The sequence below is a fragment of the Oribacterium sp. HCP28S3_H8 genome, from assembly GCF_052064775.1.
Lineage (GTDB): Bacteria > Bacillota > Clostridia > Lachnospirales > Lachnospiraceae > Oribacterium.
This window is the reverse complement of record NZ_JBQHUZ010000006.1, coordinates 147,360-160,162: the sequence shown is the minus strand read 5'-3', so window position 1 is coordinate 160,162 and position 12,803 is coordinate 147,360. Positions and strand designations below refer to the sequence as shown.

Sequence of the window (12,803 nt, the reverse complement as noted above, 5' to 3'; positions counted from 1 at the left end):
TTAAAGCGCATGCTGATTATAGTACTTTCCCGAGGATCCCTCAAGATGATTCATAAATCCAATTTAACAAAAAAATAAAATGTATAAATTTGAGTAGCAATTTCTGCGATGCTATACTTGCGGCATAGAAAGAAGGCATAAGAAAGAAAACGGACTGCAGGAGGCATATTGTGAATGTTTTTGACATTATCGGTCCGGTGATGATCGGGCCGTCCAGCTCCCATACGGCAGGAGCAGTGCGTCTTGGAAATGTTGCGTATAAGCTGATGGATGCGGAAATCCCGGAGGATGTGGAGATTACACTGTCGGGTTCCTTTGCGCGGACAGGGCAGGGGCATGGCACGGACCGTGCGCTCATGGGCGGAATCATGGGATTTCCTCCGGATGATGCAAGGATCCGGGATGCACTTCAGCTTGCAACGGAAAGAGGTATCCATTACCGCTTCCGGATGGAGGATATCCCCGGTGCACATCCCAATACGGCGCGTATTTCCTATAAGCTTACGGATGGCAGGGAAGGCACCGTGGAAGGCGCGTCCATCGGAGGCGGAAACATTCGCATTGACAATATCAATGGCATGAGTGTGGACTTTACGGGCGAACGTGACACGATCCTGGTACTGCACCGGGACCGTCCGGGTGTGATTGCCAATGTTACAAATCTGATGAGGGAAAAATATCCGGATATCAACATCTGCTCGTTTCAGCTCTCGAGGATGGAGCGTGGCGGGGAGGCATTGATGACCATTGAGACCGACACGGTTCCGGCGGAGAGTCTTACGGTGGAGATCCGGAAGCTGCCGGATGTGCTTAATGCGCTGCTGGTGCATAGAGTTTAAGGGAGGCAGAGCATGCTGAAATATCAGTCGATTGAGGAGCTGGTTAAGGCTGCAGAAGCGGCGAATGTTACAATCAGCGCGCTGGTCCTCGCGGATCAGGCAAAGGAAATGGAGTGCACGGAGCAGGAAATCTACGAGCGGATGGAACGTTCCTTTGATGTCATGGTTAAGTCCGTGCAGACAGGAAATGATGAGAAGCTGCGATCCATGTCCGGGCTTACCGGCGGCGAAGGGTATAGGATGTTCCGCTATGCGTCGGAGGGTGGCGGATTGTCCGGAGGCTTCCTCACGAGAGCCATGGCGCGGGCGCTGGCAGTCTCCAACTGTAATGCATCGATGGGCAGAATTGTCGCAAGTCCGACAGCGGGATCCTGCGGGATTCTGCCGGGGTGTCTTGTATCTTTATATGAGGACAAGGGGATCGCCAAAAAAGATCTCGTGATGTCGATGTTTACGGCGGGTGCTTTTGGTATGGTGATCGCGCAGAGAGCTTCGATTGCCGGTGCGCAGGGCGGATGTCAGGCAGAGTGCGGCAGTGCCGCCGGGATGGCAGCGGCTGCGATGGTCGAGGTCATGGGCGGAAGTCCGGCACAGTCCGCGGATGCACTTGCGATTGCGATCGCGAGTCAGCTTGGACTTGTCTGTGATCCGGTTGCGGGGCTGGTGGAGATCCCCTGCATCAAGCGGAATGCTTCCGGCGTTATGATCGCCGTGTCTTCTGCGGATATGGTGCTTGCCGGGATCCCGGCGTATATTCCTGCGGACGAATGCATCATGGCGATGAAATCCGTGGGCGATCAGCTGCCGGCATCGCTTAAGGAAACGGCCGGCGGGGGACTTGCGGCGACGCCGACAGGGAAGAAGCTAAAGGAGAGGGTATTCGGCTCAGAAAAGCAGTAATTCTGCTGCATTTCTGCCAGCGGCAGCGCCTTCAATGCAGGCATCATCCGGGAGAATCTTATCTCCGGCGACATCGCCTGCAATAAAAAAATATTGGGATTTGGAAGCAGAAATTGAGAGAGCAAGTGAAAGAGGATCCGGGACGATGCGTCCGGGGTCCTTTTTTGCTATAAAGGAAGCCGCAACCGGGGAATCTGCGTTGGGAAGTTCTGTGTTAAGATCCGTGCTATCTGGAGCGCTGGTATGCGTATCCGTTCCGGTGGTGTCGGGAGTTCTGCCGTTTGTATTGGCGCTGCCGGTAGCGAGGATGAGAGCTCGAGTCAGGAGACAGCCGGAGTCCTGCGAGACATCAGAGAGTGTGACGGTAAAATATGCGTTGGCATCGGAGTAAGTGATGGAATTTACAGAAACTCCGAGCTTTAGCGGAACTTCGTAGGTTTTAAGCAGATCACGGAACTGTTTCAGGACGTAGGCGGACCCGGCTGCCTTATGATAGAGCCGGCTGCCCGCAGCAGACTCCATGCGGCAACGTAGCCGTCCGCCGATTTCCGATGCTTTATCCAAAAGAAGCACATCCCGGACGCCGCGATCCAGGGCAGCAGCAGCTGCAGACATGCCGGCAGGACCGGCACCGATGACAATAAGGTCGTAGATGTGGGGTGAGGTAGTTTTTATAAGCATGATGGAGATTCCTTTCTTTGGTTCTTTTTATATTATAAAGAAATTGAGCGGTAAAAGAAACAACGGATACATCGGACAACAAATTGTTGCACAACCTGAAATTTGAAACAAAATTGAAACAAATAGAAGTCATGCTATGCATGGTATTTTGAGAAACCTCAAGCAGCCTACGGAGCGATCCTTCAGAGATATCCAGGGAGGGGAGACAAACAATTCGCAATACTTCACAAATGTGCAGGATTTCCGCCATATCAAACAGCTTGGCACAAAGATTGCTTTATTCTCAAGTGGCGAGAAAAATATCTAAAACGGAAGATAAAGTTAAAGATAAAGGAAATTCACGAGGAGGTAGTATGAGACTTTGCTATCAGGTTGCAACGCCGGATGTTGCGATTGCAGATTCTGTTACAGCGTACCAGGGACCGATTGAAAAGAGTCTCCGGGAGCTTGCAGCAGACGGTTTTACCGGAGTGGAATTTATGACCTTACATCCGGATGAGCTGGATCTTCCGGCAATCAAAAAACTGACAGAGGAGCTTTCGCTTAAGGTCGTGCTGGTCTGCACAGGCGAGATTTACGGACAGCTAGGGCTTAGCTTTACCGATCCGGATCCGGCGCGACGGGCAGAGGCTATCCGCAGGAGTAAGGAAATTATCGACATGGCAGCCTTTTTTGGTGCGAATGTAAATTTCGGCAGAATCCGCGGGCAGTATATAAGCGGAGTAAGCCATGAGGAAACGGAAAAGCTCGCGGTGGAAGCATTCAGAGAGCTGTCAGACTATGCAGCCCCCAAAGGCGTGATGCTGGCACTGGAACCGATCACGATTATGCAGACCAATTTCATCAACACGACGGAGGAAGGGGCACGCATGGTGGATCGTGTGGATCGACCTAACTTTAAGCTGATGCTGGATGTATTTCATATGAACCTGGAGGAGAAAGACATCTGTGAAACCATACGGCAATACAGCAAGGACTATAACATCCATGTGCATCTTGCGGATAATAACCGCCGCTTCCCTGGTAACTGCGGACTTGATTTTAAAAAGATTATTAGAACTTTTAAAGACTGCGGCTATGATGGAGCATTCACAACAGAAATCTATCAGATCCCGGATCAGGAAGAGGCTGCTAAGGGCTCAATCAGGTATCTGAAACCTATCTTTACGGAAATCTATGGAGGTCTTAAGTGAAAAAAATTTGTCTGATTCATACGGTAAAACCGGTGGCAGTCTCTTTTGATCAGCAGCTTAGGGACTTCCTTAAGGAAGATGTGGAAATCTACAATCTTTGGGATAGTTTCCTTGCGGATAACCCCAATGAGATCGGAAGCTTTACCATTAATAACCGGAACCGACTGTACAATGACATCAAGTCTGCAGAGATGACCGACTGCGATGTTATTGTGGTTACCTGCTCTACACTGACACCCACGGTACGTCTGATCCGACCGTTTATCGAGAAGCCGCTTATTGCCATTGACGACGCTATGGGTAGAGAAGCCGTGCGGCGGGGCAGCAGAATCCTTGCATATGCATCTGCGGCATCTACGGAGGGGCCAATGCGGGAGAAGCTTCAGGAGGAGGCTGACAAACTCGGTAAGGAAATCCACATTGACTTCCGATCCAATCATGAAGCATTTCTCGCGATGAAGGCGATGGATATGGAAACGCATGATCGGCTCCTGCTGGAGGGTGCCAGGGAGATCACAGGCTATGATGTGATTGTACTTACGCAGGCCTCCATGGCGCATCTTGAGACTAAGATCCAGGAAATCACCGGCATCCCGACACTGTCGAGTCCAAAGAGATGCATGCAGGAGATTAAAGACACGCTGGACAGGATATTGTAATGAAGCTTCTGTATCGGCGGGGACGCAATCCTGCAGTGCAGAAATTTAAACATATATGACGTAAATCTATGGTCGTACCATAAGGAGGTAGCACCACATGGAAAAAGAAAAAAAGGAATATCTGGACTCTCTTTGCCTTGAGTTCAGAAAGACCCTGATCAGGACCTTACATGCCATTCAGACCGGACATCCGGGTGGATCACTCTCGGTCTGTGAGATTCTGACAGACCTGTATTTTAATGATGCTAACATCTCGCCGGAAAATATGAATGACCGTTCCCGCGATAAGATCATCCTCTGCAAGGGACATGCTGCACCAATGCTGTATATCAATCTTGCCAAAAAGGGATTTTTCCCTATGGAGGAGTTAAAAACGCTGCGGCAGATTAACAGTCGTCTGCAGGGACATCCATGTACAAAGGAAACGCCCGGCGTTGAAGCATCTACAGGACCGCTGGGAGCCGGATATCCGCTTGCGCTAGGCGTTGCGCTTGCGGACATGCATGACGGCATCGATGCCTATACCTATGCAATTCTTGGAGACGGAGAAATCAATGAGGGCGTTGTATGGGAGACTGCGATGAATGCAAGCAAGTTCCACGCAAATCGTCTTATCACAATTTTAGACTGGAATGGGGTACAGCTGGATGGCACCAATGAGGAAATCATGCCCATGGGAGACGTAGCACTCAAGTTTAAAGCATTCGGCTATAATACGATTGAGGTGGACGGACATGATGTATCCGCCATTAGTGCCGCGATTGAGGTTGCCAAGACCTGTAAGGATAGACCGACAATCATCCTTGCACATACTGTTAAGGGCAAGGGCATTTCCTTTATGGAAGGAGATCACAGCTGGCATGGCAAGGCAATCGATGATGCGCATTACGAGCAGGCAATGAAGGAATTGGGAGGTGAAGCATAATGAGCAAGCAGATCCGTGAAGTATATGGAGAGGCACTGGTAAAGCTTGGTGCAGAGCATCAGGATGTAGTAGTTCTGGATGCGGATGTTTCCGGTTCCACGAAATCCGGGATGTTTGGCAAGGCCTATCCGGATCGTTTTTATAACTGTGGTATTTCCGAATATGCTATGATGGGTATGGCTGCAGGCATGGCAAAAAGCGGCAAGATTCCGTTTGTCAATACCTTTGCGGTATTTGAGACGACGCTTGGACTGCTTGCGGCAAGAACCTTTATGTCGTATTCCGGTCTTCCGGTTAAGATGATGGGAGCGTACGGAGGACTGTCCGATGCGTATGATGGAGCAACCCATCATTCACTTGAAGACATAGCGGTTATGCGTACCTTACCCGGAGTACGGGTTATGGTTGCATCCGATGCGGCAACAGCAGAGTGGATGGTTAAGGCTGCGATTGAGACACCGGAGCCAATGTATATCCGTTTATCGAGAGATGCAGCACCGGACTGCCATCCTGCAGGTGCCAAGTTCACGCTTGGTAAAGGTATGATGGTAAAGGACGGCACGGATGTAACGATTATTGCCTGTGGACTGATGGTAAGTACAGCAATGGATGCGGCACAGGAGCTTCAATCCAAAGGCATCAGCGTAAGAGTGGTGGATATGTATAATATCAAACCAATCGATGCAGAACTTATTATAAAGTGTGCGCAGGAGACGGGTGCGATTGTAACAGCGGAGGAACACAGTGTGATCGGCGGCCTGGGCGGAGCTGTTTCCGAGGTTCTGGCTAAAGCGGGGGCGCTGGTACCGGTGGAAATGATCGGCATGCAGGATACGCATGGAGAGTCCGGACCGTATAAGGAGCTGCTCCGGAAATATGGTCTCGATGCAGCTGCCATTGGCAAGGCATGTGAAAAAGTGATTTCAAGAAAATAAGAGATTGTCGGAGAAATCACAGTATATTCTCGCAATTAAAGTATATTAAAGTACATTATTACATAGGAGAACTGATATGGAGAAATCCATGCATCGATTTATGAAGCCCGGCACCATCCTCGGAGTTTCCTATAAGGAGCTCGGGCAGGGGAGCGGTCCCATCCTTGAGACGCTGAAAAAACTCGTGACGGATCCTTACTTTGAGTGTATCGAACTCTCTCATATGCAGGATCCTGAGGTTTTCCGCCAGGCGGCAGAGATGATTCATACTGCCAACATGGTGACGGCAATCGGAGGACAGGGGAGACTTCTTGGCCCTGGGCTTAATATCAATGATCTCGATGAGGATCGCCGCAGACAGGCTGTTGAGACTCTCAAGGATGGCATTGATGAAGCGTATATTGCAGGCGCGGTGGACTTTCAGTTTCTTGCAGGACGATATGAAACGGATACAATGGAAGCATCTATGCAGGCATTGTTCCGGTCTACGGAAGAGCTTTGTGCGTATGCTGCATCCAAAGGAGATCTTAAGATCGTCTGCGAGGTGTTTGACTATGATGTCGCTAAAAAATCACTGATTGGTCCGGTTGACCGGGTAAAACGCTATGCAGAAACCATTGGCAGGAAGTATGATAACTTTGGTATCCAGGTAGATCTCTCACACATTCCGATTTTACGGGAGAGCATCGAGGAGAGCATCCTGCCGATTGCAAAGTATATAAAGCATGCACACATTGGTAATGCTGTTGTTGCGGATCCGTCCTATCCGGCTTATGGAGATGAGCATCCGAGATTCGGATTTCCTCACAGTGAGGTCGGAATACCGGAAATTGTTAAATTTTTAAGGACACTTCTCGAAATCGGATTTTTAAATGAAGATGATCCTCCAATCGTGAGCTTTGAAGTAAAGCCCTTTGGAGCCGAGGATCCGGATGTGGTACTTGCCAATGCCAAACGGACGCTGGACCGCGCCTGGGAGCTGGTTTGATTTTATAGAATAATGCATAGTGTATGAAAACGCATTTCTTAAAATGCATTTTTAACAACAGTAAAGGAGCAGAAAATGAAGGAGTCAATTCACAAGTATTTTAAAGTAGGCACAATTCACTGGATGAGCTATCCGCGCATGGACGGAATGCAGTCCCTGAGAGAAATCTGCAGTGATGATTTTTTTGATGCGATTGAGGTGAATATTAACAAGCTCGGCGATATCAATACCGATACGGCTAAGGCAGCCAAGGCTATGCTGGAGCAGTCGCACCTCAAGGTCTGCTATGGTGCGCAGCCATCACTGCTCGGACCAAAGCTTAATCCAAATGATACAGATGAGGAAGGCCGCAAAAAGGCAGAGGAAGCTCTTATCAAATCTGTTGACCGTGCGGAGTACTTCGGGGCTAAGGGAATTGCTTTTCTTGCCGGTAAATGGGCAGAGGAAACCAAGGATTTCCAGTATCAGCAGCTGTTAAAGACTACAGGTAATGTCTGTGACTATGCAGCTCAAAAGGGCATGAGTGTAGAGCTCGAGGTGTTTGACTATGATGTAGACAAGGCTTCTCTCATCGGACCTGCTCCGTTGGCGGCGCAGTTTGCAGCGGATATGCGGCTTAAGCACCATAACTTCGGACTGCTGGTGGATTTGTCTCATTTCCCAATCTGCCACGAGGACTCCAAGCAGGTAATCCGTACCTGCAGACCATACATTACACACCTGCATTTTGGTAATGCAGTTGCAGATCCTGAAGCAGAGGGCTATGGAGATCTGCATCAGAGACTCGGCTATCCTAACAGTGCCAATGATATCAAGGAGCTGACAGAGTTCCTGCAGATTGTCAAGGACGAGGGATTTTTTAATGCAGAGGATCCAATGGTTCTTTCCATGGAGGTTATGCCTACCAAGGTTGAAGACGAGGAAATTGTGCTTGCCAATACCAAGAGATGCCTTAATCGCGCATGGGCAATGGTTAAGGATTAAGCAGCGGTAACAGACCTTAAAGCAGTAAAGGAGAAATTAAAATGAAAATCATTGTACTTGATGGATACACCGAAAATCCGGGCGATCTTAGTTGGGATCCGATAAAGCAGTTTGGCGAGGTTACCGTATATGATCGAACCTCTTATGTGGAATCTCCACTGATCGCAGAGCGCATCGGAGACGCCGAGGTTGCGGTAATTAATAAAACTCCGATCAGCAAGGCAACCATTGATGCCTGCCCTAATTTAAAGTGTATTGCAGTACTTGCAACAGGCTATAATGTTGTGGATTATAACTATGCCAAGGAAAAAGGTATTGTTGTACTCAATGTACCAACCTATGGCACCCAGATTGTCGGACAGTATGCTGTCGGACTATTGCTTGAGATCTGCTCTCATTATGCGGCACATGATGCTGCAGTTAAGGCAGGCCGCTGGGAGCACAATGATGACTGGTGCTTCTGGGATTATCCGATGATCGAGCTGTATGGTAAAACCGCAGGAATCATAGGCCTTGGAAGAATCGGACAGTCTACTGCCAGGATCCTTAAGGCTATGGATATGCGGGTGCTTGCAAATGATAAGCATGAGAGTGAAGCTGGTAAGCAGCTTGCAGAATATGTTGACCGGGACACTCTTTTTGCAGAGTCAGATGTAATCTTCCTTCACTGCCCGCTGTTCCCGGATACGGAGGGACTCATCAATAAAGAAAATATTGCCAAGATGAAGGATGGTGTGATCATCATTAATAACAGCCGTGGGCAGCTCGTAGTGGAGCAGGACCTTGCAGATGCTCTTAACAGCGGCAAGGTATATGCTGCCGGTCTTGATGTAGTGTCCACGGAGCCGATCAAGGGAGACAACCCGCTGCTTAAGGCAAAGAACTGCCTGATTACACCACATATTTCCTGGGCAGCACAGGCAGCGCGTCAGAGAATCATGGACATTACGGCGGATAATATCAAGTCCTTTGTTGAGGGTCATCCGCAGAATGTCGTAAACAAGTAAGGGAAGCTTCTGACAGCAAATACACTTTTTCCTGCAATGATAGAACAAGCTTAATAACCGGAGAGGATGTGTGTCCTCTCCGGTTCGGCGTTTTATCAGGCAGTTCTTACGTTGCTAAAATATGACAGTAATGTTAAAATTTATGAAGTGCTCTGCGGGAAAGAATGGAGGATGAAATGGTTAAGATACGGATTTTTCTGCCGCATCTGGAAATTAAGGATCTTTTTGAGGAAGTTATCCGGAATTTGCCGGTGTATGAAGATATCCGGATTGAGACCTGTTATGTTTTTGGCACTCCGGATTTTCTCAGCAGAAACTGGGATGATGATATCATGATTGCCCGGGGAATGACATACTTAAAACTTAAAGACAGCTTCCCGACAAAGCATATAGTAGAGCTTAAGTTCAACAGTTTTGATATACTGGACGCCTTACTTGCATGCCGGAAACGAGGCTATCACAGAATTGCATTGTTTCTAACCAATGTAGTGCTGCATGATCTTCCGATACTGGAGAATGTGTGCAATGCCATTATAACACCGTATGACGTGACCGATGAGGAGGACTCTATGTTGAAAGTCCGGCAGGCGCTCAAGGATGGTGCGGAAATTATGGTGGGAGCAGGCACGGTCTGCGGAATATGTGATCGACTCGGAATATCCCGCATTCACATTAAAATCAAGAAAAATGCCATTGAGGAGGCGCTGAAGGAGGCTATCAGCACAGCTGTTACCATGAACCGGGAGCGCGAACGCTCCAGTATTATTCAAAGTGTATTTAATAACTCCGAGGATGGACTGATTGCCACGGATGACAGAGGCATGGTGCAGTATGTCAACAACTGGATATACCAGAGCTTCAAGCTTTCAGCCTTTGATCAGATCAGCGGGAGAGCGGCAGGTGATTTGCATGCATCCGAGCCGTGGAAAAAGCTGGTTTCGGATGTGCATCATGAGCAAGAAGCGGTTATGAAGCTGGAGGGGCAGAATGTCTATGTGCATGTGAAGCCGTACCGGGAAAATGATGTCACTTCCGGAGCTCTCATTCGCCTTAGAAACACCAATCAGATTATCCAGGAGGAGGGAAAAATCCGTCAGCAGCTGGCGAAGGAAGGGCTGATGGCCAAGTATCACTTTAAGGATATCCTCGGCAGCAGCAAGGCGATCCGTGAAAATATTGAGATGGCAGAGCGATACAGCAAAGTAAATTCCAATATTCTGATTCTTGGCGAGACAGGTACGGGCAAGGAGCTTTTTGCAGACAGTATCCACAATGCGAGTCTGAGGGCAGATAAGCCATTTGTTGCGATAAACTGTGCAGCGCTGCCAGAGAATCTTCTGGAGAGCGAGCTCTTTGGCTACGAACCGGGGGCGTTTTCCGGGGCATCTCGTCAGGGGAAAATCGGACTGTTTGAGCTTGCGGATAAGGGTACACTCTTTTTGGACGAGATTGGAGAAATGCCGATCGCGCTTCAGGCAAAGCTGCTTCGCGTACTACAGGAGAAGGAAGTGCGCAGGATTGGGTCTACGAATGTGCATTCGGTGGATGTGCGCGTCATATCCGCCACCAATATTGATATTGAGCGAGAGGTGGAGGAAGGAAAGTTCCGTCCGGATCTTTACTATCGTCTTGATCTCCTCGACATCCGTATACCGCCACTCCGGGAAAGAAAAGAAGACATCGAAGAGCTTTTCAGTTCCTTTGTGGCTAAAATTGCCTCAGAGATGGGACGCAAGGTACCGCATCTCACGGACGATGCCGCGGAAATGCTTAAGAATTACAGATGGAAAGGAAATGTCCGGGAACTTCGTAATATCTGCGAGCGTCTTGTAGTATTAAACGACAGTGATATTGTGGATGCAGATACGATGAGGCTGCTCAATATTTTCCGGGATCGGCCGAAGTCCCAAAAAGAAGCAGTTCAGACGAGGACCTATACCACGAGTAAAAAGGTGAACCAGACAGAAATCGCCCGAGAGCTTGGGATCAGCCGCACCACACTATGGAGACGAAACCGGAAAAAAGAAGGAGGCACAACAGCATGAATCTGGACAATGGATTATATCTTGAGCAGAGTCTGGCTCTCTCAATGTATCAGATCCAGTCTCTTGAAATTCTGGCAATGGATACACAGGAGCTGCGCAATCTTTTAAAGGATGAATATCTGGAAAATCCGATGTTTGACTATCATGGAGAGAGTGGAGCCCGGCCCCGGGAGATGATGACCTACCAGAAGAACTATCAGGATGCCATGGATGATAAGGATAAGTTTCTATCCAACATCCCGATGCCGGAGGAAGGGAAGATACGCAGATATCTGTTGGGACAGCTGCCGCAGCATATCAGCAGACAGGATGAGGAACTCGCCGAGTACATGATTGACTGTCTGGATGATGAGGGATTTCTTACTATATCGATGGAAGAGATTGCCAGAGGAGTTGAAAGATCTGTGGAGGACGTGAAACGGATGCTTGCCATCCTTACAGAGATGGAACCGCACGGCATTTTTCAACCAGATCGTCAGCATTGCCTTATGAAGCAGATGGAGCTTGCCGGTAAAGCTGACTCCAAAGCATACAGCATCCTGCAGGATTACTATACAGAGCTTTTGAATGGAAAAATCAGCGTGATTACGCGAGGCATGAAGGTTACCACCGCAGAGGTGCGGAAATGCATTGAAGAAATTGCAGAGCTTAACCCACATCCATTGCAAGGTTTTGATACCGGAGAAAATCGCTATATTGAGCCGGATATTATCGCAGAGAGTGAGCATGGCGTCTGGACGATCCGTTTAAACGACGACTGGGTCGAGGACTACGGAATCAGTGATTACTATGTTTCTATGATGAAGACAACAAAAGATCCGGAGCTTCTGGAGTATTTTGAAAAGAAGCTTGAGAGAGCAAGACTTCTGATCGGCAATATTGCACAGCGGAGAAAAACCATTGAGAGAGTGGTCAGTCAGATCCTCAAGAATCAGGCGGAATTTTTTAATGGACATGGTCCGCTGCTTCCTATGACCATGAGCGGGCTTGCAGAGGAGCTGGAGATCAGCCCTTCTACTGTAAGCAGGGCGTTGAGAGGGAAATATCTGCAGTATCCGGGAGGGACTGTTCTGTTAAAGGATTTGTTTTCCACAAGTGTATCCAGAGTACAGGGAACAGAGGGAGAGGTGAATGTATCTGCAGCAATGATTCAGCAGAGGATGAAGGAACTGATTCAGGCAGAGGATCGGTCCCATCCGCTCAGTGATCAGGCGATTGCGGAGCTTCTTAAGGCGGAAGGCATCCGGATTTCTCGTCGCGCGGTTGCCAAATACCGGGAGGAGCTTGGAATCAGAAGCAGTTTTGACAGAAAAGCTAAATAACGAGGAATGTAACTTATAGCAGGCAAAATTATCATGCAGTGCATTTATGCAAAAATCCCAATGCAGTGAAATAATATCAAATTAATTAAATTGAAACGTTCAGTGCAGGCAAAACCTGCAATGAAACAAATTGGGTGAAACAAAGTAAAACAGTGTGGATGAATGAAACAAAAGCAGTGTCTGAAACAAAAGTGTTTCAGACACTGCTTTTTTAGTGAAACGGAAACTCCGGGAGGAAGCATTGGAGCAGGATGATATGCGCACATCCTAGATCAAAATTATATACAAAAATTGCATAAAAAATTAGGTTAAATAACCAATAATC

Annotated in this window: 12 protein-coding genes; 11 read left to right on the top strand and 1 reads right to left on the bottom strand. The window is 48.3% G+C overall.

The features are described 5' to 3' along the window. Nucleotides 1–170: 170 nt before the first annotated feature. Together sdaAB and sdaAA are read left to right on the top strand one after the other, a co-directional pair. Nucleotides 171–839 (top strand): L-serine ammonia-lyase, iron-sulfur-dependent subunit beta, encoded by a 669-nt coding sequence (gene sdaAB / locus ACTNEN_RS08850; protein WP_441205929.1) that lies wholly within the window; start codon nucleotides 171–173, stop codon nucleotides 837–839. Between the two features lie 12 nt (nucleotides 840–851). Then, entirely contained in the window at nucleotides 852–1,739 is an 888-nt protein-coding gene (sdaAA, locus tag ACTNEN_RS08845) for an L-serine ammonia-lyase, iron-sulfur-dependent, subunit alpha (protein ID WP_441205928.1), read from the top strand. Here sdaAA and ACTNEN_RS08840 read toward each other — a convergent pair. Beyond that, nucleotides 1,725–2,420, bottom strand: a complete 696-nt coding sequence (locus ACTNEN_RS08840; RefSeq protein ID WP_441205927.1) for an NAD(P)-binding protein — start codon at nucleotides 2,418–2,420, stop codon at nucleotides 1,725–1,727. The two genes, sdaAA and ACTNEN_RS08840, sit on opposite strands and share 15 nt — an antisense overlap. 353 nt (nucleotides 2,421–2,773) lie before the next feature. Between ACTNEN_RS08840 and ACTNEN_RS08835 the strand changes: the two genes are divergently transcribed. The 9 genes from ACTNEN_RS08835 to rpoN all read left to right on the top strand — a co-directional run bounded on the left by ACTNEN_RS08835 (nucleotide 2,774) and on the right by rpoN (nucleotide 12,478). Next, nucleotides 2,774–3,613, top strand: coding sequence for a sugar phosphate isomerase/epimerase family protein (locus ACTNEN_RS08835; protein ID WP_441205926.1), 840 nt, complete (start codon nucleotides 2,774–2,776; stop codon nucleotides 3,611–3,613). After that, nucleotides 3,610–4,272 (top strand): aspartate/glutamate racemase family protein, encoded by a 663-nt coding sequence (locus tag ACTNEN_RS08830; protein ID WP_441205925.1) that lies wholly within the window; start codon nucleotides 3,610–3,612, stop codon nucleotides 4,270–4,272. Before ACTNEN_RS08835 ends, ACTNEN_RS08830 begins: the two co-directional genes overlap by 4 nt. 97 nt (nucleotides 4,273–4,369) lie before the next feature. After that, the gene (locus ACTNEN_RS08825) at nucleotides 4,370–5,197 is read left to right on the top strand and encodes a transketolase (protein WP_441205923.1); all 828 of its coding nucleotides are present in this window, start codon (nucleotides 4,370–4,372) and stop codon (nucleotides 5,195–5,197) included. Continuing rightward, complete coding sequence (locus ACTNEN_RS08820) at nucleotides 5,197–6,132, top strand: transketolase family protein (protein ID WP_441205922.1); 936 nt, start codon at nucleotides 5,197–5,199, stop codon at nucleotides 6,130–6,132. Before ACTNEN_RS08825 ends, ACTNEN_RS08820 begins: the two co-directional genes overlap by 1 nt. A 76-nt stretch (nucleotides 6,133–6,208) precedes the next feature. Beyond that, entirely contained in the window at nucleotides 6,209–7,120 is a 912-nt protein-coding gene (locus ACTNEN_RS08815) for a TIM barrel protein (protein WP_441205920.1), read from the top strand. A gap of 75 nt (nucleotides 7,121–7,195) precedes the next feature. Then, entirely contained in the window at nucleotides 7,196–8,104 is a 909-nt protein-coding gene (locus tag ACTNEN_RS08810) for a sugar phosphate isomerase/epimerase family protein (RefSeq protein ID WP_441205919.1), read from the top strand. Nucleotides 8,105–8,145: 41 nt separating this feature from the next. Then, entirely contained in the window at nucleotides 8,146–9,111 is a 966-nt protein-coding gene (locus tag ACTNEN_RS08805) for a D-2-hydroxyacid dehydrogenase (RefSeq protein ID WP_441205918.1), read from the top strand. A gap of 176 nt (nucleotides 9,112–9,287) precedes the next feature. Continuing rightward, nucleotides 9,288–11,156, top strand: a complete 1,869-nt coding sequence (locus ACTNEN_RS08800) for a sigma 54-interacting transcriptional regulator (protein ID WP_441205917.1) — start codon at nucleotides 9,288–9,290, stop codon at nucleotides 11,154–11,156. Continuing rightward, nucleotides 11,153–12,478, top strand: coding sequence for an RNA polymerase factor sigma-54 (rpoN, locus tag ACTNEN_RS08795; RefSeq protein WP_441205915.1), 1,326 nt, complete (start codon nucleotides 11,153–11,155; stop codon nucleotides 12,476–12,478). Before ACTNEN_RS08800 ends, rpoN begins: the two co-directional genes overlap by 4 nt. Nucleotides 12,479–12,803 lie beyond the last annotated feature (325 nt).